Annotated in this window: 24 protein-coding genes, 1 other RNA gene and 1 pseudogene; 13 read left to right on the top strand and 13 right to left on the bottom strand. The window is 66.1% G+C overall.

What is annotated here, in order from left to right:
• Positions 1-148: 148 nt before the first annotated feature.
• Positions 149-1489 (bottom strand): glycerol-3-phosphate transporter, encoded by a 1341-nt coding sequence (gene glpT, locus QMX82_RS15655; protein WP_158890196.1) that lies wholly within the window; start codon positions 1487-1489, stop codon positions 149-151.
• Positions 1490-1679: 190 nt separating this feature from the next.
• On the opposite strand from glpT, the gene QMX82_RS15650 reads away from it, so the two are divergent.
• Positions 1680-2705: a DUF5924 family protein gene (locus QMX82_RS15650; protein ID WP_208693144.1), complete on the top strand. Its 1026-nt coding sequence runs from the start codon at positions 1680-1682 to the stop codon at positions 2703-2705.
• Between the two features lie 45 nt (positions 2706-2750).
• Positions 2751-3158 (top strand): flagellar basal body-associated protein FliL, encoded by a 408-nt coding sequence (locus tag QMX82_RS15645; RefSeq protein ID WP_261793911.1) that lies wholly within the window; start codon positions 2751-2753, stop codon positions 3156-3158.
• 9 nt (positions 3159-3167) lie between these two features.
• Here the strand turns inward: QMX82_RS15645 and QMX82_RS15640 are convergent, their stop codons facing one another.
• Positions 3168-3623, bottom strand: coding sequence for an EVE domain-containing protein (locus QMX82_RS15640; RefSeq protein ID WP_208693142.1), 456 nt, complete (start codon positions 3621-3623; stop codon positions 3168-3170).
• 182 nt (positions 3624-3805) lie between these two features.
• Between QMX82_RS15640 and QMX82_RS15635 the strand changes: the two genes are divergently transcribed.
• Positions 3806-3973 carry a hypothetical protein gene (locus QMX82_RS15635; RefSeq protein WP_208693141.1) on the top strand — a complete coding sequence of 56 codons (168 nt, stop codon included), beginning with the start codon at positions 3806-3808 and terminating at the stop codon, positions 3971-3973.
• On the opposite strand, the gene QMX82_RS15630 is transcribed toward QMX82_RS15635, so the two are convergent.
• From QMX82_RS15630 to QMX82_RS15615, 4 genes are all read right to left on the bottom strand, one after another.
• A complete protein-coding gene (locus QMX82_RS15630) occupies positions 3940-4575 on the bottom strand; it encodes a 5-formyltetrahydrofolate cyclo-ligase (RefSeq protein ID WP_280309797.1) in 636 nt (211 codons plus the stop codon). The two genes, QMX82_RS15635 and QMX82_RS15630, sit on opposite strands and share 34 nt — an antisense overlap.
• Positions 4576-4584: 9 nt before the next feature.
• Positions 4585-4762: non-coding RNA, 6S RNA (gene ssrS / locus QMX82_RS15625), on the bottom strand.
• 58 nt (positions 4763-4820) lie between these two features.
• A complete protein-coding gene (locus QMX82_RS15620) occupies positions 4821-5129 on the bottom strand; it encodes a cell division protein ZapA (RefSeq protein ID WP_017639427.1) in 309 nt (102 codons plus the stop codon).
• Positions 5126-5356, bottom strand: coding sequence for a TIGR02449 family protein (locus tag QMX82_RS15615; protein WP_007161334.1), 231 nt, complete (start codon positions 5354-5356; stop codon positions 5126-5128). The genes QMX82_RS15620 and QMX82_RS15615 overlap by 4 nt, the downstream gene beginning before the upstream one ends.
• Positions 5357-5454: 98 nt before the next feature.
• Here QMX82_RS15615 and QMX82_RS15610 point away from each other — a divergent pair, with 98 nt between their 5' ends.
• The 4 genes from QMX82_RS15610 to QMX82_RS15595 are packed head-to-tail and all read left to right on the top strand — an operon-like array spanning position 5455 to position 9782.
• Positions 5455-6009, top strand: coding sequence for a UPF0149 family protein (locus tag QMX82_RS15610; protein WP_282285163.1), 555 nt, complete (start codon positions 5455-5457; stop codon positions 6007-6009).
• A 6-nt stretch (positions 6010-6015) separates the two neighbouring features.
• Positions 6016-7365 carry a Xaa-Pro aminopeptidase gene (pepP, locus tag QMX82_RS15605; protein ID WP_208693138.1) on the top strand — a complete coding sequence of 450 codons (1350 nt, stop codon included), beginning with the start codon at positions 6016-6018 and terminating at the stop codon, positions 7363-7365.
• Positions 7352-8533 (top strand): 2-octaprenyl-6-methoxyphenyl hydroxylase, encoded by a 1182-nt coding sequence (gene ubiH / locus QMX82_RS15600; protein WP_208693137.1) that lies wholly within the window; start codon positions 7352-7354, stop codon positions 8531-8533. The genes pepP and ubiH overlap by 14 nt, the downstream gene beginning before the upstream one ends.
• Before the next feature lie 19 nt (positions 8534-8552).
• A complete protein-coding gene (locus QMX82_RS15595) occupies positions 8553-9782 on the top strand; it encodes a 2-octaprenyl-3-methyl-6-methoxy-1,4-benzoquinol hydroxylase (RefSeq protein WP_282285161.1) in 1230 nt (409 codons plus the stop codon).
• Between the two features lie 4 nt (positions 9783-9786).
• On the opposite strand, the gene cysQ is transcribed toward QMX82_RS15595, so the two are convergent.
• Both cysQ and nudE read right to left on the bottom strand, forming a co-directional pair.
• A complete protein-coding gene (gene cysQ / locus QMX82_RS15590) occupies positions 9787-10629 on the bottom strand; it encodes a 3'(2'),5'-bisphosphate nucleotidase CysQ (protein ID WP_282285159.1) in 843 nt (280 codons plus the stop codon).
• Complete coding sequence (gene nudE / locus QMX82_RS15585; RefSeq protein WP_282285158.1) at positions 10626-11192, bottom strand: ADP compounds hydrolase NudE; 567 nt, start codon at positions 11190-11192, stop codon at positions 10626-10628. The genes cysQ and nudE overlap by 4 nt, the downstream gene beginning before the upstream one ends.
• Positions 11193-11255: 63 nt before the next feature.
• On the opposite strand from nudE, the gene yrfG reads away from it, so the two are divergent.
• From yrfG to QMX82_RS15565, 4 genes are all read left to right on the top strand, one after another.
• Positions 11256-11915 (top strand): GMP/IMP nucleotidase, encoded by a 660-nt coding sequence (yrfG, locus tag QMX82_RS15580; protein ID WP_282285156.1) that lies wholly within the window; start codon positions 11256-11258, stop codon positions 11913-11915.
• A 69-nt stretch (positions 11916-11984) separates the two neighbouring features.
• Positions 11985-12878, top strand: coding sequence for a LysR family transcriptional regulator (locus QMX82_RS15575; RefSeq protein WP_282285154.1), 894 nt, complete (start codon positions 11985-11987; stop codon positions 12876-12878).
• 94 nt (positions 12879-12972) lie between these two features.
• On the top strand, positions 12973-13788 hold the full coding sequence (fdhD, locus tag QMX82_RS15570) for a formate dehydrogenase accessory sulfurtransferase FdhD (protein WP_158890178.1): 816 nt from the start codon (positions 12973-12975) through the stop codon (positions 13786-13788).
• 16 nt (positions 13789-13804) lie between these two features.
• On the top strand, positions 13805-16129 hold the full coding sequence (locus QMX82_RS15565) for an FdhF/YdeP family oxidoreductase (RefSeq protein WP_208693133.1): 2325 nt from the start codon (positions 13805-13807) through the stop codon (positions 16127-16129).
• A 57-nt stretch (positions 16130-16186) separates the two neighbouring features.
• Here QMX82_RS15565 and QMX82_RS15560 read toward each other — a convergent pair whose 3' ends face one another.
• From QMX82_RS15560 to QMX82_RS15550, 3 genes are read right to left on the bottom strand one after another with little or no spacing between them, the layout of a single operon-like run.
• Positions 16187-16588, bottom strand: coding sequence for a phosphate ABC transporter substrate-binding protein (locus QMX82_RS15560; protein ID WP_282285152.1), 402 nt, complete (start codon positions 16586-16588; stop codon positions 16187-16189).
• Positions 16589-16599: 11 nt separating this feature from the next.
• Positions 16600-17721, bottom strand: coding sequence for a hypothetical protein (locus QMX82_RS15555; protein ID WP_282285151.1), 1122 nt, complete (start codon positions 17719-17721; stop codon positions 16600-16602).
• A gap of 51 nt (positions 17722-17772) precedes the next feature.
• On the bottom strand, positions 17773-19395 hold the full coding sequence (locus QMX82_RS15550) for a methyl-accepting chemotaxis protein (protein ID WP_133860493.1): 1623 nt from the start codon (positions 19393-19395) through the stop codon (positions 17773-17775).
• A gap of 261 nt (positions 19396-19656) precedes the next feature.
• On the opposite strand from QMX82_RS15550, the gene QMX82_RS15545 reads away from it, so the two are divergent.
• Entirely contained in the window at positions 19657-20232 is a 576-nt protein-coding gene (locus tag QMX82_RS15545; protein ID WP_282285149.1) for a nucleotidyltransferase family protein, read from the top strand.
• Positions 20233-20714: 482 nt separating this feature from the next.
• Here the strand turns inward: QMX82_RS15545 and QMX82_RS26060 are convergent, their stop codons facing one another.
• Both QMX82_RS26060 and QMX82_RS26055 read right to left on the bottom strand, forming a co-directional pair.
• The gene (locus tag QMX82_RS26060; RefSeq protein ID WP_442969394.1) at positions 20715-21428 is read right to left on the bottom strand and encodes a methyl-accepting chemotaxis protein; all 714 of its coding nucleotides are present in this window, start codon (positions 21426-21428) and stop codon (positions 20715-20717) included.
• Between the two features lie 144 nt (positions 21429-21572).
• A pseudogene (locus QMX82_RS26055) lies at positions 21573-22577 on the bottom strand (methyl-accepting chemotaxis protein); the annotation flags it as partial.
• Positions 22578-23077: 500 nt separating this feature from the next.
• Here QMX82_RS26055 and QMX82_RS15535 point away from each other — a divergent pair.
• Positions 23078-24067 (top strand): LLM class oxidoreductase, encoded by a 990-nt coding sequence (locus tag QMX82_RS15535; protein WP_187980921.1) that lies wholly within the window; start codon positions 23078-23080, stop codon positions 24065-24067.
• The last annotated feature ends 95 nt before the right edge of the window (positions 24068-24162 follow it).

Raw genomic sequence — 24162 nt, 5'->3', positions numbered from 1 at the left:
AGCCTATCGCGGCCATGGGCCGCTCCTACGGGTAAGCTCTACCTGTAGGAGCGGCCCATGGCCGCGATTGATCGAAAAGCACAAAGCGTTTTCGACCAGGACCCAGAGTGGATGAAGCTGTGCCGTCATCCACTCTTGGCAATCGGCGCTACCGCGCCGACTTGGCCACCATGCCGGTGTGTCTCAGGGTCATCGCCAGGAAGACGATGGCCAGGACACAGGAGCCGATCAGCAGCATGAAGCCGCCATCCCAGCCGAAGTGGTCCACGGTGTAGCCGACCAGGGCGTTGGCCGCGACCGAGCCACCCAGGTAGCCGAACAGCCCGGTGAAGCCCGCGGCGGTGCCGGCGGCCTTCTTGGGTACCAGTTCCAGCGCCTGCAGGCCGATCAGCATCACCGGTCCGTAGATCAGGAAGCCGATGGATACCAGGGCCGCCAGATCGATGCCGGGATTGCCTTCCGGGTTGAGCCAGTAGACCAGGGTGGCGACCAGCACGCCGAGCATGAACACCACGCCGGTGGCACCGCGGTTGCCGCGGAACAGCTTGTCCGAGAGCCAGCCGCAGAGCAGGGTGCCGGGGATGCCGGCCCATTCGTAGAAGAAGTAGGCCCAGGAGGTCTTGTCCACCGAGAAGTGCTTGGCTTCCTTGAGGTAGGTGGGGGCCCAGTCCAGCACGCCATAGCGCAGCAGGTAGACGAAGACGTTGGCCAGGGCGATGTACCAGAGCAGGCGATTCTTCAGCACGTACTCGACGAAGATCTCCTTGGTGGAGAATTCGCGTTCGTGACCTTCGCTGTAGCCCTCGGGGAAGTCCTGTTTCCAGTGTTCCACCGATGGCAGGCCGCAGGACTGCGGGGTGTCGCGCATGGCGATGAAGGCGAAGACCGCCACTGCCAGGGCCACCACGGCCGGGACATAGAAGGCGGCGTGCCAGTCGTTGAACCAGGCCAGGCCAAGCAGGAACAGCGGGCCGATCAGGCCGCCGCCGACGTTGTGGGCGACGTTCCATACCGAGACCACCCCGCCACGCTCCTTCTGCGACCACCAGTGCACCATGGTGCGACCGCTGGGCGGCCAGCCCATGCCCTGGAACCAGCCGTTGAGGAACAGCAGGACGAACATGATGCTGACACTGGAGGTGGCCCAGGGCGCGAATCCGAACAGCAGCATTACCAGCGCCGACATCACCAGCCCGAAGGGCAGGAAGTAGCGCGGATTGGAGCGGTCCGAGACCAGCCCCATGAGGAACTTGGACAGGCCGTAGGCGATGGCTACCGCGGACAGCGCCACCCCCAGTTCACCCCGGCTGTAGCCTTGCTCCACCAGGTAGGGCATAGCCAGCGAGAAGTTCTTGCGCAGCAGGTAGTAGCCGGCATAGCCGATAAAGATCCCGGCGAAGATCTGCCAGCGGAGACGGCGGTAGACGGGATCGATGCGATCGGCGGGCAGCGGCGTGCGATGGGCCGCAGGGGCGAAGATTCCAAGCATGGGAGCCTCGGTATTGTTATAGGTATTAATCGAAAGCGAACATTCCAGGTTCGTTTTCGAATATTACAATGATATTACAGCCTGCACAGGCTTTTCCGCCCTGTGGCAGCGAGCGCCAGGATTCCCCCTTGATCTACGGGGGTTGCGCGCCTAGGGTGGCGCGTCTTTGCTGCCGTTTTAACGAGTCGTCATGCCTGCCTGGAAAGTCCTGTCCTCCCGCGCCCTGAACCTGGCCACCGCCCTGTTCGAACGCTATCCGCGGCTGATCGCCCTGGCCGGCTTCATTTCGGGGATCTGCAGTTTCCTGCTGGTGGACCGGCAGAAGGGCTTCGCCCCGGTAATGGCCGTGGTCATGCTGGCGAGCTGGGTCTGGCTGATGCTGGAAAATGTGCTGCGGGGCTGGATCAGTCGCCGCTTCGGCTGGGAGTTGCCGCCGCCGCTGCTGCGCTACGCCACCCAGCTGATCCACCAGGAAAGCCTGTTCTTCTGCCTGCCGTTCTTTGCCATCACCACCGCCTGGAACAGCGGCCAGGCGCTGTTCACCGGGCTGATCGGCGCGGCCGCGCTGGTGTCCATCATCGATCCGCTCTACTACAAGGCCCTGGCGCCGCGGCGCTGGGTGTTCCTCAGCTACCACACCCTGACCCTGTTCGCGGTGCTGCTCACCGCCCTGCCGATCATCCTGCACCTGACCACCACCCAGAGCTACGAACTGGCCCTGGGCGTCGCCGTGCTGCTGTCCTTTCCCAGTCTGGCGGTGGCCTTCCGGGTACGCCTGGGCTGGCGCTGGCTGGGACTGCTGGGGCTGTGCCTGGCCATCGGCGCCTTCGGCTGGCTGGGTCGCGCCTGGGTGCCGCCGGCCACCCTGTGGCTGACCGACATGGGCATGAGCACCAACTTCGACAGCCTCAAGCGCCAGCCGGGCGATGCGGTGAGGAGCCTGAGCAGTGCCCAGCTGCGTGCCCAGGGACTCTATGCCTTCACCGCCATCAATGCGCCGCGCGGCCTGAACGAGCGCATCTACCATGTCTGGCGGCATGCCGGTCAGGAGGTGGATCGGATTCCGCTGGATATCAGCGGCGGTCGCGAGGCCGGTTATCGCGCCTGGACCCACAAGCAGAACTTTCCCGGCGACGTGACCGGCCGTTGGCAGGTGCAAGTGGTGACGGACGTCGGCCAGGTGATCGGAACCCTCAGGTTCGAGGTGACCCCTTGAATCCCGCTGGCTATGCTGCAGCCATTCACCTCCAGAGGATTCGCCGTGAAAGCCGTCGCTGCCGTTTTGCTGTCCTTCTGCCTGGCCTTCAATGTCTGGGCGAACGAAGAGAAGAAGGAAGGGGAGGCCCCCAAGACCGAGTTCTACAACCTGACCCCGGCGCTGGTCGGCAACTATGGCAGCGGTCCCAAGCTCAAGTACTACAAGGCCGACATCGCCCTGATGATGACCGGCAAGGAAGCCAAGGATAGGGTGGAGTTCCACGAGCCGCTGATCCGCAATCAGCTGGTGATGCTCTTCGCCCAGCAGACCGATGAGACCCTGGCGGGCGTCGACGCCCGCGAGAAACTGCGCCAGGAGGCGCTCAAGCAGGTGCAGAGCATCCTTACCCAGGAGGAGGGCAAGCCCTTGGTGGAGGACCTGCTGTTCAACAACCTGATCATCCAGCCCTGAGGTCGACGGTCAGCCGCGCGCCGCGGCAACGATCGCCGTCCACTCCGCCGGGCTGACCGGCATCACCGACAGGCGGTTGCCCTTGCGCAGCAGGGCGAAGTCGGCGAGTGCCGGCAACTGGCGCAGGCGCGGCAGCGTCAGCACCCGCGGAAAGGCCTCGACGAAGGCGACCTGGCGCGCCGTCCAGGGGTTGTCCTCGGCGCTGGCCTTGGGCGCATGGTAGGGGCTTTCAGGGTCCAGGGCGGTAGGGTCCGCGAAGGCCGCGCCGACGATGCGGCCGATGCCGGCGATGCCCGGTTCGGCGCAACTCGAATGATGAAAGAAGAACAGTTCGTCGGATGCCATGGCGCGCAGGAAGTTACGCGCCTGGTAATTGCGCACCCCGTCCCAGCGCGCCTGGCCCAGGCGTTCCAGGTCGGTTAGCGAGAACTCATCGGGCTCGGATTTCAACAGCCAGCAGGCCACGGTTCGTCTCCTGACGAATGGAGGCTCGGGAGCTTCCAGGAAAGGGTCTGGTCGATTGCAAGGGGCGACCGCTTGTCGCAGAATGCCGCCCATTCCGGATGTAGTCTGATCGTACGCGCTGAGCATAACAGGGCGACGTCCTGTCCTGCCCAAAGGTGCCAGCAAGGGGGTGGCCCAGCTCGATGAAACGCAAACCTGATCTGTTGTGGGTGCTGGTCCTGATCTTCACCCTGGGCGTGGTCACCACCGGGTACACCCAGAGTTTCTGGGAGCAGCGCCAGAGCGAGCAGCAGTACGCCCGCTATACCAGCGACGCTCAGCCGACGCGGGACGTCTCTCCCATTCGCTGAGCGTACCAGTCGCCATCGCTCACCACGGCCGCCATGGGCACGTCCCAGGCCGCCAGTGCCAGTCGCTCCACCTTCTGACATTCATGGGCGCAGCCGATCAGCTGCGGACGGTGCCACTGCCGCCGGCGCGCCAGGTAGGCCAGGTTGCGGTCATAGAAGCCCTTGCCCATGCCCAGGCGTCCGCCCTGGGGATCAAAGCCCACCAGTGGCATCAGGATCAGATCCAGGGCCCAGGTCGGCCGACCCAGGCGCCGATCCGGGCGCGGCTCGGCGATGCCGAAGCGATTGCGCACCCAGGATTCGCCGCGACCGACCCGCTGAAAGATCATCGCCGTTCGCGGCCAGCGCGAAAGCACGGGCAGATAGGTGGCCTTGCCGCGACGCTGGGCTGCTTCGAGCAGCGGGCGCGGATCGATCTCGCCATCGCTGGGGAGATAGAAGGCGATATGCCGGGCACGGCGAAACAGCGGATGCTGGGCGAGTTGCCGATAGAGCTGGCGAGCGGCCTGGCGTTGCTGGACGGGGGTAAGGGCGCGACGTCGCTGGCGGAGGAGCTTGCGCAGCGCGGGCCTGCTGAGATCGGGAGAAGGCGGGGTGGTCATGGAAAAAATAAGCTCTCCGGAATGCCGCTGCCGGTGTAGCCCTTGAACCCTTGGTTCAAGGTGGGAGAAGTCGTAGACCTTTAGGCTTTCCGCCGTAGCGGACATGCACACCAGTCTTACGAGCAACCCCCGGGGTGTTGCTTATCGGCTCGGGGACATGACCGACTGGCGCACACACCAGAGAGTGACCTCCAGTATACGCCCCTGAGCCGGGATGCAAACCCCCCACCCATTCCGGTCGGCGGTCAGGCGGTGGTGTCGTGTTCGGTGATCAGCGCCCGGTCGACGCGATCCAGCAGATCACGGACCCGTTCGCGGGTGCTGCTGACTTCCAGGCTGACGTCGTCCTGGCGGTGCAGCAATTCGTGGGTGATGTTGAGGGCGGCCATCACCGCTACGCGGTCGGCGCCAATGACCTTGCCGCTGGCGCGGATCTCGCGCATCTTGCCGTCCAGGTAGCGAGCGGTGCTCTCCAGGTTGGCGCGCTCGTCAGCCGGGCAGCTGATGCGATATTCCTTTTCCATTATCTGGACGGTCACGGTCTCGATGCTCATGAGTCCTGCTCCAAAGCTTTCAGGCGTAAAATCATCGCTTCGACCTTCGATCTGGCCAATTCGTTCTTTTCGATCAACTCGGCGCGCTCCTGGCGCCAGTTGCGCTCGCCCTGGCGCAGTTGTCGATTCTGCCGCTGCAGCTCCTCGAGGCGCAGGAGCAGGCGCTCCACACGGTCACCGAGGGCTTCCAGATCGGCGTCGAGGGGCGTGTCGCGAGACTCGCGCATGAGGGCTACAGCTCCAGAAGGGTGCAACGAGATTGGCCGCCGGCGGGGTCAGCGCGTAGGATAAGGCTTCATTCTAGCCAGCGCCTCACCTCGACGCCATGTCCAGCTCAGCATCCGCCTACGCCGCCTTCGCCACCCTGCTCGCCGAGGCCGCTTTGCCGGTCTCGCCCGCCGAACTCCAAGGTCACCTGCTCGGGCGGGTCTGTGGGGCCGCGGGTTTCGACGAGAACGACTGGCTGGCCGCGGCCAGCGAGCTGCTCGGTGGCGCGCCGGGCGAGCGTCTGCAGGCGGCGCTGTCGGGGCTGCTGGGCATGGTGCAGCAGGAATTCGCCGGCCAGCAGGTGGCCCTGGTGCTGATGCTGCCACCGGACGACTTCCCCCTGGCCGAGCGTACCGCCGCCCTGGGCCAGTGGTGCCAGGGCTTCCTGGCCGGTTTCGGGCTTTCCGGGCGCACCGGCGAGGTCTCGGGCGAGGCCCGCGAGGTGCTCGAGGACCTGGCGGCCATCGCGCAGATCCAGGAGCCCGCCGAAGAAGGCGAAGAGGGCGAGAACGACTTCATGGAAGTCACCGAATACCTGCGCGTCGCTCCGCTGCTGCTGTACGGCGAATACGGGCGCGGCCCCATTCCCGAACCTGCGCCCGTGGTGCACTGAGCGGCCATGCCGCGGATCCACAAGGCCGAATTCGCCCGTCGCCGCCGCGCGCTGATGGCGGAGATCGGCCACGGCGGCATCGCCCTGCTGCCCGCCGCGCCGGTGTGCCTGCGTAATCGCGACATCGAGCAGCCCTATCGGCAGGACAGCGATTTCCAGTACCTCACCGGCTTTCCCGAACCCGAGGCCCTGGCCGTGCTGATTCCCGGGCGTGCCCATGGCGAGTATCTGCTGTTCTGCCGCGAGCGGGACGCGGAGCTGGAGCGCTGGGAGGGCCGGCGCGCCGGTCAGGAGGGGGCACTGGCGGACTATGGCGCGGACGATGCCTTTCCCATCGGCGATCTGGACGACATCCTGCCCGGACTGCTGGAAGGGCGCGAGCGGGTCTACTACGCCATGGGCGCCCATCCGGAATTCGAGCGGCAACTGCTCAACTGGATCGAGCTGATCCGCGCCAAGGCCGATCAGGGCGCCTCGCCGCCGCGGGAGCTGCTGGCGCTGGATACCCTGTTGCATGACAGCCGGCTGTACAAGTCGGCCGCCGAGGTGCGCCTGCTCAAGGCCGCCGCCGAGCTGACCTGCGCCGCCCACCTGCGTGCCATCCAGGCCTGCCGGCCGGGGCTGCGCGAGTACCACCTAGAGGCCGAGCTGGACTACTGTTTCCGCCAGGGTGGCGCGCGGCTGGCAGCCTATGGCTCCATCGTCGCCGCCGGGGCCAATGCCTGCGTCATGCACTACCAGGCCAACGACGCGCCCCTGCGCGACGGTGATCTGGTACTGATCGATGCCGGGTGCGAGCTGGAGTGCTATGCCAGCGACGTGACCCGTACCTTTCCGGTCAATGGCCGTTTCTCGCCGGAGCAGCGGCAGCTCTACGACATCGTGCTGGCCGCCAACCAGGCCGCCATCGCCTGCGTGGCGCCCGGACGGCACTGGAACGAACCCCACGAAGCCACGGTCAGGGTCATCACCGAGGGGCTGCTGGCCCTGGGTCTGCTCCAGGGCGAACTGGACGACCTGATCGAGGCGGGCGCCTGTCGCCCGTTCTACATGCACCGCGCCGGTCACTGGCTGGGGCTGGATGTTCATGACGTCGGTGAATACCGCATCGGCGATCAGTGGCGGATGCTGGAGCCGGGCATGGTGCTGACCGTGGAGCCCGGACTGTACATCCCGGCGGAGGCCGAGGTGCCGCGCAAATGGCGCGGCCTGGGTATCCGCATCGAGGACGAGGTTCTGGTGACACGCGCTGGTTGCGAGGTGCTGACCGCCGGCCTGCCCAAGGCGGCCGCGGAGATCGAAGGCTTGATGGCGGTCGCGCGCGACTGCCGGGAGAACGCTCATGCAACGTCCTGATATCGCCATCATCGGCGGCGGCCTGGTGGGCGCCAGCCTGGCCCTGGCCCTGCAGGCCGGCGCCAAGGCGCGCGGCTGGCGCATCCTGCTGGTGGAGCCCTTCGCCCCTGGCGACACCTATCAGCCCAGCTACGATGCCCGCTCCTCGGCGCTGTCCTATGGCTCGCGGCTGATCTACCAGCGCCTTGGCGTCTGGGACGCCCTGGCCGAACATGCCGAGGCGATCCGCGAGATCCAGGTTTCCGACCAGGGCCGCTTCGGCGTGACTCAACTGCTTGCCCGCGAGGAGAATCTGCCGGCGCTGGGCTATGTGGTGGAGAACGCCTGGATCGGCCAGGTGCTCTGGCAGGCGCTGGATCGCGAGGTGGTCGACTGGCGCTGCCCGGCCGAGGTGCGCAGCCTCACGGCCGTCGCCGAGGGCTATCGCCTGGAGCTGGATGATGGCGACATCCTCGAGTGCGGCCTGGCGGTGCTGGCCGACGGCGGGCGCTCGGCGCTGCGCGAATCCCTCGGTATCGAGGTGCGGCGTACCCTCTACGAGCAGACCGCGCTGATCGCCAACGTCTCGACCAATCTGGGTCATGGCGGCCGCGCCTTCGAGCGCTTCACGCCCCATGGTCCCCTGGCGCTGCTGCCCCTGCCGGGCCAGCGCAGTGCCCTGGTCTGGACCCAGCCAGACAGCGAGGCGCTGCGCCTGCAGCAGGCGCCCGATGCCGTCTTTCTCGCCGAATTGCAGCAGGCGGTGGGCTATCGCCTGGGCAGCTTCACCCAGGTCGGCACCCGCCATGCCTATCCCCTGACCCTGCTGGAGGCCAACGAACAGGTCCGTCCGCATCTGGTGGTCCTGGGCAATGCCGCCCACAGCCTGCACCCCATCGCCGGCCAGGGCTTCAACCTGTCCCTGCGCGACGTCGACAGCCTGGCCGAGTGCCTGCTGGAGAGCGCCGCGGCGCCCGGTGACTTCGCTACCCTGCAGGACTACCTGCAGCGCCAGCGCCTGGACCAGCAGCTGACCATCGGCTTTTCCGATCGCATCACCCGGCTGTTCTCCAACAGTCGGCCCTGGCTCAGTGCCGGACGCAACCTGGGCCTGGTCGGCCTGGAGCTGTGCCCGCCGGCCAAGAGTGCCTTCGCCCGCCAGGCCATGGGCCTGGGTACCCGTCCCTGACCTGCGAGGAGAAACGAGCATGCTGACCCATGCGGATCTGGTGATCGTCGGTGCCGGCATGGTCGGCAGCGCCCTGGCCCTGGCCCTGGCCGACAGCGGCCTGTCGGTGGTGCTGCTCGACCGCGGCCCGCTCACCCCTGGCGCGGTCGAAAGCGACCTGCCCTTCGAACCCAGGGTCAGCGCCCTGTCGCTGGCCAGTCAACGCATCCTGCAACGCCTCGGCGCCTGGGATGGCATCCTCGCGCGCCGCGTCAGTCCCTACCAGGCCATGCACGTCTGGGACGGCTCCGGCACCGGCGCCGTGCATTTCGATGCCGCCAGCGTGCATGCCGAGGTGCTCGGCCACATCGTCGAGAATCGCGTGGTGCAGGACGCCCTGCTCGAACGCCTGGCCGAGGCCAACGTCCTGCTCCTGCCCGAGGCGCGCCTGGAATTGCTGCGCCGCTCCGGCGACCAGTGGCTGGTGCAACTGGCTGGCGACCGTCAGATCCGCGCCCCGCTGGTGGTGGCGGCCGATGGCGCCACCTCCGCGGTGCGCCGGCTGGCCGGTCTGGAAACCCGCGAGTGGGACTATCTGCACCATGCCATCGTCACCAGCGTGCGCTGCGCCGAATCGCACCAGCGCACCGCCTGGCAGAGATTCACCGACGACGGCCCGCTGGCCTTCCTGCCGCTGGACCGCGGTGGCGATACCCATTGGTGCTCCATCGTCTGGTCCTGCACGCCCAAGCAGGGCGAGCGGCTGATGGCCCTGGACGACGCGGCCTTCTGCCAGGCCCTGGGCGAGGCCTTCGAGCAGCGTCTGGGCAAGGTGGAATGCAGCGACACGCGGCTGTGCATCCCGCTGCGCCAGCGCCATGCCAAGCGCTATGTGGAACCTGGCCTGGCGCTGATCGGCGATGCCGCCCACGTCATCCACCCGCTGGCCGGGCAGGGCGTCAACCTGGGCTTTCTCGATGCCGCGGTACTGGCCGAGGAGCTGCGCCATGCCCAGGCGCGCGGTGAATCCATCGCCGAACAGCGGGTGCTGGAACGCTACGAGCGCCGCCGCATGCCGCACAACCTGGCGATGATGGCGGCGATGGAAGGCTTCCAGCGCCTGTTCCAGGACGACCGCCTGCCGCTGCGCTGGCTGCGCAACGCCGCGCTCAAGCAGGTCGATCGCCACTTCGAAGCCAAGGCGCTGTTCGTCCGCCGCGCCCTGGGCCTGTCCGGCGATGTGCCGGAACTGGCCAAGGTCGTGGCCTAGCGGCTCAGGCGTCGCCCAAGGATCCGGCCAGCTCCAGCACCTGTTGCCGCCAGGCGGCCTCGCGAGGCAGGGCGAGGAAGTGCGGGTTGAGGAAGGACTCGCGCATCTCGTAGGTGAGGGGCTGGCCGTCCAGGGTCACGACCTCGCCGCCGGCGCCTTCCAGCACGCCCTGGGCGGCGGCGGTATCCCACTGGGAAGTGGGGGCGAGTCGGGGATAGAAGTCGGCCAGGCCTTCGGCCAGCAGGCAGAACTTGAGTGAGCTGCCCACGCTTACCAGTTTGGGTTCGCCGAAGGTATTGCCCAACCCGTCCACCAGACGCTGCTGCGCCGGACTGCCGTGGCGGCGGCTGGCGACCACGGTGAAGGCGTCTTCCGGCTGGACGCGCACGCCGATCTCGATGCCGTCTTCGCCCTGGATGCGCCAGGCGCCCAGTTCGCGGCCGCCGCTGAAGCAGACGTCCCGAGTGGGGATGCCGACCACGCCGAAGATCACCTGGCCGCGTTCGACCAGGGCCACGTTGACGGTGAATTCCTCGCTGCCATCGATGAATTCCTTGGTGCCGTCCAGGGGATCGACCACCCACCAGACGTCCCAGGTGCTGCGCGCCGCGAAGGGGATGTCACAGGCTTCCTCCGACAGCACCGGCACGTCCGGGGTCAGCCGCGCCAGGCCATCGGCCAGCACGCGGTGGGCGGCGAGGTCGGCGGCGGTCACCGGCGAGTCGTCGCTCTTCTGCCGCACCGCCACGCCCTGACGCCAATGGGGCAGGATGGCCGCGCCGGCCTGGCGCACCAGGTCGATGACGTTGAGTACCAGCGGAGCGGTAATGGAAACAGGCGCCATCATGCCGGCAGTTCTCCGCGTTGGGTGAGCAGGTCGCGCACCAGGTAGAGGGCGGCCAGGGCGCGGCCTTCGGAAAAGCGCGGATTCTGCACCAGCTGCGACAGCTCGCGCAGGTCGACGCTGCTGACTTCGAGGGGCTCGGGTTCATCGCCCGGCAGGCGCTCCGGATAGAGGTCGCGAGCCAGCACCACATGGATGCGCTGACTCATGTAGCCGGGGCTCAGCGACAGCGCGGTGAGGTATTCCAGCTGGCGGGCGCCGAAACCGGCCTCTTCCTTGAGTTCGCGATTGGCGGCGGCGAGGATCTCTTCGCCCGGCTCGACCAGGCCCTTGGGCAGCGACAATTCGTAGTCTTCCACGCCGCCGCAGTATTCCTCGATGAGCAGGGCGCGGGTGGCGTCCTGCAGGGCCACCACCATCACCGCACCGTGACCGGTGCCCTTGTTGGCCAGGCGCTCATAGGTGCGTTCCTCGCCGTTGGCGAAGCGCAACTGCATCTCCTCGACGGTGAACAGGCGGCTCTTGGCCACGATCTGTCGGGCGAGAACAGTGGGTTTCTGGCGCATGGACGGCTCCTGGGCTGGGCGGACGGGTATGATAACCCGCCTGTTACATGATCCGGAGTCACCATGACCCCTCTCGACTGGAGCCGTATCGATACCGTGTTGCTGGACATGGACGGCACCCTGCTTGATCTGCATTTCGACAACCATTTCTGGCTGGAGTACCTGCCGCAGCGCTATGCCGAGCGCCACGGCCAGTCCCTGGCGCTGGCCAAGGCCGAGCTGGAGCCGCTGTTTTTCAGCCACCAGGGCAGGCTGACCTGGTATTGCCTGGACTTCTGGAGCGCCGAGCTGGGTTTTTCCATGCGCGAACTCAAGGAGGAGATCGCCCACCTGATCGACCTGCGTCCGGACGCCGACACCTTCCTGGCCGCCCTGCAGCGCGCCGGCAAGCGGGTGGCGCTGATCACCAACGCCCATCGCGATTCCCTGTCGCTGAAGCTGGAGCGCATCGAGCTGGCGCCCTATTTCGACCGGCTGATCAGCTCCCACGACTATGGCTTCCCCAAGGAAGAGCAGCAGTTCTGGCACGCCCTGCAGGCCGACTTCGCCTTCGATCCGGCGCGCACCCTGTTCATCGACGACAACCTGCCGATCCTGCGCAGCGCCCGCGACTACGGGGTCGCCCACCTGCTGGCGATCCACGAGCCGGACAGCCGGCGCGGACCCAAGGACAGCGAGGAATTCGAGGCGGTGCGGGATTATCGGGAGATACTGCCCGCTTGAAGCATGACCCTCACCCCAACCCTCTCCCAGGGGGAGAGGGGGTAAAGCAGGCGAGAGTGGAGTAGATCGGTGGATATCAAGCAGCTGCGCTTTCTCATCGCCCTGGACGAGACGCGGCACTTCGGCCAGGCGGCGGCGCGCTGTCACGTCACCCAGCCGACCCTGTCGATGCGCCTGCGCGGCCTGGAAGACGAGCTGGGGGTGGAGCTGGTGCGCCGCGGACAGCGCTTCGAGGGGTTCACCGAGGCCGGTCAGCGCATCCTCGCCTGGGCGCGTACCCTGATGGCCGCCCACGACGGGCTCTATGCCGAGGCCCAGGCCTTCCAGGGGCAACTGGTGGGCACCCTGCGGGTCGGCCTGGTGCCGCTGGCCAGCTTCGATCCCATGCCGCTGCTGCAGCACCTGCGCCTGTTGCACCCCAAGCTGCACTTCCAGCTGCAGGTGCTGAGCACCGAGCGCATCCTCGAAGCCGTGGCCAGCAACCGCCTGGAGCTGGGCATCTCCTACCTGGAACACCTGGATCCGGCGCGCTTCGACAGCCTGACCCTGACCGAGACGCGCATGGGCCTGCTCTATGACGAGCGGTATTTCAGCTTCGACCAGGCCGCGCTGGATTGGCAGGCGGTGGCCGGATTGCCACTCGGCCTGCTGACCGGCGCCATGCATTTCCGCCAGTCGGTGGACCACGGCTTTCGCAGTCTGGGCCTGACGCCGCAACCGGTGCTGGAGACCGACGCGGTCTATCTGCTCCTGCAGGCGGTCAATGCCGGGCTGTGCTGCGCCGTGGTACCCCTGGCCGGCGGCTTCGACCGTCTCACTCCCCATGCGCGGCTGATCCCCATCGACACGGCCCGTACCCTGACGCCCCTGGGCCTGCTCATTCGTCGGACCGAACCCCGACTGGCGGTCGCCGATGCCTGTTTCCAGGCGGTCAAGGCGCTCTACGCCAAGAGTGATAGATAGCGTTTATCAAGGCATCGGTCATAGCGATTAGACGCCCCGGGATGTGCTGGTTAATCTTTGATCTGTGTCAAACCGCCGCAGGTCGTTTTCGCCTATGTCCCAGCAATCGCCAGACCTCGTTGCCGCGCCCCCCGCCGGCTATGCCTTCGCCGAGCTGGAGCAGCCTGCCGTAGGGGGCGAACAGCCGCTGGCCGAAGAGGTGGCACTGGCCATCGCCTACAACGGCATCAGCCATGCGGTGATGATGGCGACCCCGGCCGACGTGGAAGACTACGTGGTCGGTTTCAGCCTCAGCGCCGGCATCGTCGATGCCATCGACGACATCTATGGCATCCAGGTGCGGCGCGTGGGCGAGGCCCTCAATGTCGACGTCGAGATCAGCAGCCGCACCTTCTGGGCGCTCAAGCAGCAGCGCCGCCAGCTGGCCGGGACCAGTGGTTGCGGCCTGTGCGGGGTCGAGGCCCTGGAACAGGCGCTGCCGCAGCTGGATCGCCTGCGCAAGGTGCGGTTGCCCCCGGCCGCTCATCTGCATGACCTGCGCCAGCGGATCGATGCTGCCCAGGATCTCGGGCAACGCAGCGGGGCGGTGCATGCCGCGCTGTTCATCGACGCTCAGGGTGAACTGACCCTGTGCCGCGAAGACATCGGCCGCCACAACGCTCTGGACAAGCTCATCGGCGCCCTGCTGCGCCAGCGCCAGCCGGTGCGCGAGGGCTGCGTGGTGGTCACCAGTCGCTGCAGTCTCGAACTCATCCACAAGGCGGTGCGTGCCGGGCTCGCCACCCTCATTACCCTGTCGGCGCCCACCGGACTCGCCGTGGAATGGGCGCGCCGCCATCGTCTCAATCTGATCCACCTGCCGCACCGGTCGCCACCGCGGGTCTATGCCCCGGCGCCGGTAGCCCCTTGATCCCACGGGAATCGCCATGAACAAACCTCAGCAGTCCTTCAAACCCTATCAAGGCCCCGCCGCCGGCTGGGGCGCCCTGAAGAGCGTGGTGCACTTCTGGCTCGACAGCGGCAACGCCTTCAAGAATCTGCGTACGCTGCTCAAGACCAACCAGGACCACGGCTTCGACTGCCCGGGCTGTGCCTGGGGCGAGGCGCCGGAAAACGGCCTGGTGAAGTTCTGCGAGAACGGCGCCAAGGCGGTCAACTGGGAAGCCACCAAGCGCCGTGTCGATGCGGCCTTCTTCGCTCGCCACAGCGTGACCTCGCTGCAGGAGCAGAGCGACTACTGGCTCGAATACCAGGGCCGGCTGACCGAGCCGCTGCGCTATGACGCCGCCACCGATCGCTATGTGCCCATCGCCTGGGACGCCGCCTTCGCGCTGATCGCCAAGGAGCTCAAGGCCCTGGCCAGCCCCGACGAAGCCGAGTTCTACACCTCGGGCCGCGCCAGCAACGAGGCGGCCTTCCTCTACCAGCTGTTCGTACGCGCCTATGGCACCAACAATTTCCCCGACTGCTCGAACATGTGCCACGAGGCCAGCGGCGTCGGCCTGGGCCGCAGCATCGGCGTCGGCAAGGGCACCGTGACCTATCACGACCTGGACGAGGCCGATGCCATCTTCGTCATCGGCCAGAACCCGGGCACCAACCATCCGCGCATGATCGAGACCCTGCGCAACGCGGTGAAGCGCGGTGCCCAGGTGGTCTGCTTCAACCCGCTCAAGGAGCGTGGCCTGGAGCGCTTCCAGCATCCGCAGAATCCGTTGGAGATGCTCACCAACGACTCGCGGCCGACCAACACCGCCTATTTCCGTCCGGCTCTGGGCGGTGACATGGCGGCGCTGCGGGGTATCGCCAAGTACCTCCTGCAGTGGGAGCGCGAAGCCGCCGCCAAGGGTGGCAAGCGCGTCTTCGACCATGAATTCATCGCCGCCCATACCCTCGGCATGGACGACTACCTGGCCCAGGTCGACGCCACCTCCTGGGAGCTGATCGAACGTCAGTCGGGGCTGTCGCTGCATGAGATCGAGCAGGCCGCGCGCATGTATGCCCGCGCCGAGAAGGTCATCATCTGCTGGGCCATGGGCATCACCCAGCACCGCCACTCGGTGGCCACGGTGCAGGAGATCGCCAACCTGCAGCTGCTCTGCGGCCACATCGGCCGACCCGGCGCCGGTCTTTGCCCGGTGCGCGGCCACAGCAACGTCCAGGGCGACCGCACCATGGGCATCGACGAGAAGGCCCCGGCCTGGCTCAGCGATGCCCTGGCCAAGCGCTTCGCCTTCGAGCCGCCGCGCAACCGTGGGCACAACACTGTGGAGGCCATCGCCGCCATGGAGCAGGGGCAGGCCAAGGTGTTCATCGCCCTGGGCGGCAACTTCGCCCAGGCCACCCCGGACACCCCGCGCACCCACAAGGCGCTGCGCAAGTGCCGGCTGACCGTGCACATCGCCACCAAGCTCAACCGCAGCCACCTGGTGACCGGTCAGCAGGCGCTGATCCTGCCGTGCCTGGGGCGCACCGAGACGGACGTGCAGAAGGGCGGCAAGCAGGCCATCACCGTGGAAGACAGCTTCAGCATGGTGCATGCCTCGGCCGGCATCCTGCGGCCGCTGTCGACGCAGATGAAGTCCGAACCGGCCATCGTCGCCGGGCTGGCCAAGGCCGTGCTGGGCAACCATCCGGTGGACTGGGACTGGCTGATCGAGGACTACGACCGCATCCGCGACCTGATCGCCGACGTCATCCCCGGCTTCCAGGACTTCAATGCCCGGCTAGCCGCGCCCGGTGGCTTCTACCTGGGCAACAAGGCCGGGCGCCGGGAGTGGAACACCGCCACCGGCAAGGCCAATTTCGCCGCCAATGCGCTGCTGCATGACCTGCTGCCGGACGCGGTCCGCCGCCAGGGCATCAAGCCGGATCTGATCCTGCAGACGATGAGATCCCACGACCAGTACAACACCACCATCTACAGCCTCGACGACCGCTATCGCGGTGTGAAGGGCCAGCGCGACGTGGTCTTCGTCAACCAGGCCGATCTGGATCGGCTGGGCGTGGCCGCCGGCGAGAAGGTGGATCTGGTCGCCCTGTGGGACGACGGCATCGAGCGCCGGGTCCGCGGCTTCACCGCGCTGCCGTTCGACATCCCGGTCGGCCAGGCCGCCGGCTACTACCCGGAGACCAATCCGCTGGTGCCCCTGGAGAGCTACGGCGAGGGCAGCTTCACCCCGACCTCCAAGTTCGTCGCCATCAAGGTCGAGAAGGCCAGCGCCGGCAACCGTATCGCCTCGGTGGCCTGAGGCCTTCCCGGAAATGAAAAAAGCCGTCGCGAGACGGCTTTTTTCATGGTGCGACTATCACTGCAGGGTGAAGAGGACCTTCACCTTGTCGGTGACCGCGGCCTTGTCCACGTAGCCGATGGCGTCGGCTTCGCCGGCTACCTGGGCGACCACGGCGGCGTCGCCGGCCACGCTGGGCAGCGGCTGGCCCTTGCCGGTGAACACCAGGCCCGACCAGTAGGACTTCAGCTGGGCTTCGTTCTTGTTGGCGACCTTGGCATAGAAGGTCTCCTTGGTGGCCGACCAGTCCTTCTGGTCGACGCCCTTCAGCGACTTGTCCTTGCCGAGGAAGATGTTGGCCACTTCATCCTGGCCGGGTGTCTTGGCCGCGGCCGGATTGACGATCACGGCGACGTCGGCGTGGACCAGACCGACGCTGAACAGCAGGGCGGCGCCGGTGAGCAGGCGGAGAGAACTCATGGGCGGATTCCTTAGAAGATGAAGTCGAGGCCGATGCTGACGATGTCACCGTCGAAGTTGCGCGCCGGCGCGCCGAAGCGACCACCGCTGCGGTCGTAGACGGCGTTGGCGATGCTCTCGCTGTCGGTTTTGACGAAGGTGCCGTTGTAGCCGCCGGTGGTGTCGACGCGCTTGTATTCGCTCTTGAGCACCAGGCTGGGGGTGATGTTGTAGTTCAGGCCATAGGTCCAGGAGCTCTGGCGACCGGCGCGTTCTTCGTCCAGCTGGGCGTAGGTCACGTGGGCCAGGAAGTCACCGAAGCGGCGACCGGCCATCAGGTAGAAGGCGTTGCTGCTGCCCTGGTTGTCGCCCTCGATGACGCGACGGGTCCATTCGTTGCCGGTCAGCCAGGTGCCGTTGTCGTACTGGTAGCCGAGCGAGGTGAACTTGCCCTTCTGGTCGTCCAGGGTCAGCAACGGGTAGTGCAGGTCGATGCTCGATTCGGTGTAGGCCAGGCGCACGGTGCCGTATTCGTTGGTCGCCAGGCTGACGTTGGCGGCGGCGATGCGCTTGTAGTCGATGTCGTAGAGATCATCGTTGACGAAGTAGTTGCGATTGACCGCCTGGCCCCCGCTCACCTGGACGTTCAGGGTGCCGAAGGCGACCGGCAGACTCCAGAGGGCGTCGGCGCCTTCGTAGTTGGAGACCTGCACCTGGCTGTAGACCTCGTCGGGCAGGCGCAGCCAGGGGTAGGTGATACCCACGTCCAGGGTCTCGGAATACATGAACACCGGCGTGCGCAGGCGGCCGGCGCGGAAGGTCAGGTTGTCGGTGGCGTGGAAGGCCAGATAGGCCCATTCCAGGTTGGCCTTCCACTGGTCCTGCTCGGCCTTGGCGGTGACCTGCACCGTGGCGTCCAGCTTGTCGGTCAGGCCGTACTGGAACTGGCCGCCCAGCTTGCTCAGCTGATCGCCCCGCCAGTGATCGTTGGTCTGGCCGTTGATGCCGAAGCTGCGGCCGTCGTCTTCGCCGCCCAGGTGGGTGATGCCGGCGGTGCCGAAGCCGTTGAAGCGGTAGTCACCCTGATCGAGGGCGAGCGCGGATCCCGCGCAGGTGAGGGCCGCGCCGAAGGCGAGCAGACGTGCAAAAGCCATGGAAATGCTCCTAGAGGTATCTCGGTATAGGGAAAGTCGGTAGAGGGCTAGCTAGATGCGGAAGCGCGAGGTCGCCTGGCGGAGATCGGTGTCGACCACCACCAGCTGCTCGCCCATGCGGGCGGTGGCGGTGGTGCTGTCCGCACTGGACTGGGTATCGGTCTGCAGGCGGCGGGTGTCGCTGCTGATCGAATCGGAAAGACTCAGCTGCTCGCCGGTGAGCAGGGCGATCTGAGCGTTGTAGTCGTTGATGCGCGCCACGGCCTGGGCGATGCCTTCGAGCATCGCGGTGGCGGCCTGGGAGCTGCTGGCACTGACCTGCGCCTGGGTATGGCTGCCCTGCATGGCCTGTAGCACGCGCTGGGCGTTGCCCTGCAGGCGTTCGATGATCTGCTGGATCTCGGCGGTGGAGCGCGCGGTCTTCTGCGCCAGATTGCGCACCTCGTCGGCCACCACGGCAAAGCCGCGGCCCTGTTCGCCGGCGCGCGCGGCCTCGATGGCGGCGTTGAGCGCCAGCAGATTGGTCTGCTCGGCGATGGACTTGATCACGTCCAGCACCAGGCCGACCTGGCGGGTTTCCTGTTCCAGCTGCTGCATGGACTCGGCCGACTGGCGCACGCTGTCGTCCAGTTCGCCCATGTTGCGCGACAGCTGGCCGATGCTGGTGCGGGCGGCGGCGGACTGCTCGGCCGCGGCGGAGGCCTGGTCGGCGGCCTCGCGCGAGCGGTCGGCCACCTCGTGCAGGTTGGTGTTCATGGTCTGGATGTCACGACCGATGGACTCGGTGTGACCCTGCTGGGAACGGGCGTTGTTCTCCACCGTCTGGGTGAGTCTGTAGAGCTCGCCGGACACCTGACCCAGCGGGTGGGCGGCATCGACGATGGCCTTGATGGTGCCCTGCAACTGATCGAGAAAGACGTTGAACAGCGCGGTCATCTGGCCGATCTCGTCCCGCGAGCCGACCTGCAGGCGACGGGTGAGGTCGCCGTCGCCCTCGGCGATGGCGCGCAGCGAGGTGATCACCTCGCGCACGCTGCCGAGCACGCTGCGGATGGTCAGCACGGCGGCGCCAGCCAGGATCACCACCAGCAGCAGACTCAGCCAGATGCCGACCCGGGTGGTGTCGGCATTCTGGTCGCGGGCCTGGGCCAGGGTCTGCTGGAAGTCGGTATAGGCATGGCTGCGCAGGGTGGTGCCCAGCTGCTGGGCGGCGGCGAGATCCGTGGCCATGCGGTCCAGATTGGGCCGCAGGGAATCGAAGGAACCGCTGCCCTTGATCAGCTGTTCGGAGGCGCTCAGGGCGTTGTCCGCATAGCGATGGATGCCCTGGCGCCAACCGGAGATCTCATCGTTGCGCGCCGAGGTCTGGCGGGTGAGGTCGGCCATTTCCTGCAGGCGGCTGTCGATGTCGTCGACCACCTTGCGCGCCTCGCCCAGGGTTTCCAGCTCACTGGCGGTCACGGCGCTGTTGAACAGCCCGGGCAGGCGGGAAAACTGGAAGAGCACCGCGTCGGCCTTCTCCAGCAGCGGATAGCTGTGGTTTTCCAGCTGGTCCAGGCGTTGATCGTTGCCAGCCAGCTGAGCGGAGGTATAGGCCACGTAAAGCAGCAGGCCCAGCAGAGCGGCAGCCGGCAGCAGCGACAGCTTGAGCGTCAGCGACAGGTTACGAAACATCTACACCTCGGGAAGCATGGGCAGTAGCAAGCGGCGAGGGGCGGCACTCTCTTTTCGAGCGAGGGCTTGCCAAGGGTCATGTCCTGACCGGTCACCACCTCCTGTTGGCCTCGCAAACGTGATTTAGCGAAGCCGTCACATTTTCGACATCTGCCGGTAAAACTTAAGACGGCCAAACGTTATTGCGATTGTTGGCGATGGGCGTTGCGAAAGGCGGTGCAGGCGGTCATCTTCGGGATTTCCAGACTGACCAGTCCTGACATGACCCCCGTGTTTTCCCAGATCGAGTCCTGGTTGCAGGCCGATGCCGAGCGTCTGCGCCTGCTGCGCGCCCTCGCCGACCTGCAGCTGCCCCACGCCTGGCTGGCTGCAGGCTTCGTGCGCAACCTGGTCTGGGATCGACTGCATGGCCATGCCGAATCGACGCCGCTGGCGGACCTGGATGTCATCCATTTCGACGCGACCGACTGTCGACCCGAGCGGGACAGGGCGATCGAAGCGCTGTTAGCGGTGCAGGCGCCGGGTTGGCCCTGGTCGGTGAAGAATCAGGCGCGGATGCATCTGCGCAATGACGATCGCCCTTATCGCGACTGCCGGGATGCCATGGCCCATTGGCCCGAGGTGGAAACGGCCCTGGCCGCGCGCCTGACCGCCGAAGGTGAGCTCGAAGTCGTCAGTCCCTTCGCCCAGGAAGGGCTCCTGGCCTTGCATCTCACGCCCAATTCCTGGCGGCCCCGGCCGGAAGCCTTTCGCCAGCGGCTCATGACCAAGGGCTGGCTGGAGCGCTGGCCGCGATTGCAGGTACGGACCGATCGCCTGAACGACGGCCCGGGTTGAGCAGCAGCGGCGCTGGGAAGGCGTTCATTGCCAGGAACTTGGCAACACGCCGGGTCTTGCCGCTGGAGTGCAGGGAAAGGCCTGTGCAGGAACGCACGAGCGGTTCGGTGACAAACACCTTGGCTCCAGGTGGAACTATCTGTTGAGATAAGAGATATCGTTCAACCGATAATAAAAAGAAGGTGGATCCTGGAGTCTTTGTTTCAAGTTTATGACTATTGAAGATTTTCTTCGCCCAGACGCTGATGAACTTCGCTCGGGGTGGAGAATTTATTACCCGCCTAACTTCGCAAGGGATCTTTCACCCACTAACAGGAATTTTTCCGCTTCAGGTTTGTGCCTGGTTGGAGGGTCGTCGAAGTGCAGGGGGAAGACGCCCTTGGGCGTCAGGCCTGAACGAGCCCCGGGGCAGCAACGCCCGGGGGCTTCTGTCCGCGACGAGAGCAGGCCGGAAGTTCGGCGGAACGGGGGCCGAACAGGTATCAGACCCTGAAGCGCGACGTCAGCTCTTGCAGCTGCAGGCTCAGGTTGGCCAGCTCGGTGCTGGAACCGGCGGTTTTCTCGGTGGCGGCTGCGGTCTGGTCGGCGACTTCGTGGACCTTGACCACGCTGCGACCGATGTTTTCACTGGCCGCGCTCTGCTGCTCGACCGCGGTGGCGATCTGCTCGTTCATGGCCTCGATCTCGCTCACCGCACTGCTGACGCTGCCCAGGACCACGCCCGCCTGGCGGGTCAGGTCGACGCTGTCACCGGTCAGCTGGATATTGCGGTCCAGGGCGGCGCTCATCTTGTCGGTGCTGCCATGCAGCCGGGTGATGAGGCTGGCGATCTCGTCGGTGGAGGAGCGCGTACGCTGCGCCAGGCCGCGCACCTCGTCGGCGACCACGGCGAAGCCGCGTCCGGCCTCACCGGCGCGAGCGGCCTCGATGGCGGCGTTGAGCGCCAGCAGGTTGGTCTGCTCGGCGACCGCCTTGATCACGTCCAGCACGCCGCCGATGCGGTCGGCATCCTGCCTGAGCAACTCCATGGTGGCCTGGGTGCTGTCCACTTCCTGGGCCAGGGTCTGGATCTGAGTGGCGACCTGATTGACCATCTCGTCGCCCTCGCGGGTCTTGAGGGTGGCCTCGCGGGCGGTCGTCGACGCCTGTTCGGCATTGCGCGCCACCTCATTGATGGTGGCGCTCATCTGCTGCATGGCGGTGGCGATCTGCTCGGTCTCCATCTTCTGCGCCGAGGCGCCAGCGCGCGTCTGCTCGGTGATGGCGGAGAGTTCTTCGGCGGCACTGGCGACCTGGATGACGCCATCCTTCTGCTCGCGGATCAGGTCGCTCAGATTGACGATCATGCGGTGCATGGCCGCCTGCAGCTGGCCGAGTTCGTCCCTGCGCGCTGCCTCGATCTGCACGGTCAGGTCGCCGGCGGCGAGTTGCTCCACGGTCGCCAGGGTCTGGCGCAGCGGCGTCACGATGGAGCGGGTAATGATCCAGGCCGCGATCAGGCTGAGCAGTATCGCCAGCAGCAGCCCGCCAAAGAGCATCAGCTTGGCCCCCCGGATATCGTCGAGGCGGAACTGGCTTTGTATCTGTTTCATTTCGTCGGAGGTCTTGAGCAGCACCTGGATATGCTGGTAGAGGCCCTGATTAACCTCCTGGTACGCCTTCTGGATACTGAACAGCTGTTGGACCTGGCGCTGATACTCGTCAAGGAGCCCTGGCAGCTGCTGCAATTCCGGGGTCGAAGGCAGGGTCTTGAGTACCTCGCCGACCCTGTCCAGGGACGCTTGCAAGGCTTCCTGTTGCGGGCCGGCTGACTTGAGTACATAGAGGTGCAGGTGGATCCGCAGCTGCTGCAGCGCCGCCAGCAGGGAAGGCAGCTGGGCGCTGGCCTGATCGCCTGCGCGGTTCAGGGCGCCGGACGCCTCCTGCAACCGCTTGTCCAGCATATCGCCTGTGTTGCGCACGTCCTGAAGCGTGGTGGTGCGGTCCTGGGTCACCTTCAGCGTCTGCCGGTAGAGGTCACGGTATTCCCTGAGGGTCTGTTCGGTGCGGGCCAGCAGCGCTTTGCTCTCCGGGCGTTTGAACAGCGGACGGGCATCCTGCAAGTGCTGTTCGAGGGCATCGATGCCGCTTTTCCAGCGACCGGCCTGGTCCGCTTCCGGCAGGATCGCAAAGTCCTTGCGCGCATTGCGCATGTCGCGGGCAAGGAGCCCGATCTGGTTGAACTGTTCGATCAGGTTGCCGCGTCGGCCCAGGGCCTGGATGCCGTTCCAACCGGCATAGGCGATAGCCAGGGTCAGGATGATCAGGACGGTAAAGCCGGAAAACAGCTTCGTACGAACACTCATGTTGCTCATTTTCATGGGGGCTATTTCCCAACGTTCGGCGGAAAGTTCCGGGGTTCGAGGAGTGCTGAAGGCGTCGGATTCTAGCCGAGGGTCATAGGGGAAAGTTTGGTATTTACAACATTTAAATAATGGTAAGTCTAATCTTTATATAGGGGCTTAAAGAGAGGTTTTGCTGTTTGCTGGCCCCTGGTATCGGGACTATTGAAGAAGTAGATTCTTGGCCAGGAAGTCCAGGTGGAACGAGGGGTGCCGTTTTAATGGGTTATTATTTATTAGTCATGCTTTAGTGATACAGCCAAAGGGCGGGAATCGAGAGGCCTGGCCCGGACTCGGCAGGGAGGGGTGGCGGGAGGCTTCGTCATCCGCTCGCGATCAGCAGGTGCGGCCCTGGCGCAGAGGAGCTATGCCTCGCGCCCTCATCGGTTGTCCGGCGAACCCTGGAATGCCGCTAGACTCCATAGAAAGGTCATCCGCTTTCCCCTCTCCGGCAAGGAATCCCCATGTCCACCACGGAGCGTCGCCGCGCCTTTCTGCAGCATCCGGGCTTTTCACGACTGTTCGCGCCCGGTCGCCTGACCCTGGGTTTTCTGCTGCCGCTGGAAGGCTATCCCGACGATCCCATGCCGACCCTGCGCGACCATGCCCGCCTGGCGCGGCTGGCCGACCAGCTGGGCTTCGCGGCGCTCTGGGCGCGCGACGTACCCTTCTACGATCCCGGCTTCAACGATGCCGGCCAGGTGTTCGAACCCTTCACCTATCTCGGCTACCTGGCGGGCATCACCCAGCACCTGACCCTGGCCACCGGCAGCGCCGTCATCACCCTGCGCCATCCGCTGCACCTGGCCAAGATGGCGGCCTCGGTCGACCAGTTGAGCGATGGCCGGCTGGTGCTGGGCGTGGCCTCCGGCGATCGTCCGGTGGAGTACCCGGCCTTTGGCCTGGAGAGCGAATTCGAGCGGCGAGGCGAGCGCTTCCGCGATGCCTTCGAGATGTTCCGGCTGGCCGGCGAGACCAATTTTCCCCGGGGTGAATTTCGCCGTTTCGGCGATCTGCAGGGCCTGGCCGATCTGGTGCCCAAACCGGTGCACGGCCGCATCCCGGCGCTGGTGACCGGGCGCAGTCGGCAGACGGTGGACTGGATCGCCGCCAAGGCCGATGGCTGGTTCTACTACTTCGTACCCGCCGAGCATGTCCCGGCCCTGACGCGGGTCTGGCGCGAGGCGCTGGACGAGATCGGTGGGCGCGAGCTGTTCAAGCCCTTTGCCCAGGGGCTGTTCTTCGAGCTGGCCAGCGATCCGGCCCAGCCGCCACGGCCCATCCATGCCGGATTGTCCTGCGGGCGGCGCGCGCTGGTGGACTACCTTGCTCAGTTGCAGGAGGCGGGGGTCAATCACCTGGCCCTCAACCTGCGCCCTTCGCGGCGCCCGGCCAGCGAAGTGGTCCAGGAACTGGGCGAATTTGTGCTGCCGCACTTTCCATCCCTGGCCTGAAGCCGGCGCCTTGGTGTGAAGCCAGGTAACACTTGCCAGGCTAACGATCTGTCGTCGTCCCTTTTCGTCTGGCGGGCTCCCCTGTGGCAGGGGTT

It is taken from the genome of Pseudomonas sp. PS02302 (genome assembly GCF_029959585.1).
In the GTDB taxonomy this organism is placed as follows: domain Bacteria; phylum Pseudomonadota; class Gammaproteobacteria; order Pseudomonadales; family Pseudomonadaceae; genus Chryseomonas; species Chryseomonas aestiva.
The sequence above is the reverse complement of the archived record's forward strand: the minus strand, read 5'-3'. Positions and strand labels throughout refer to the sequence as shown.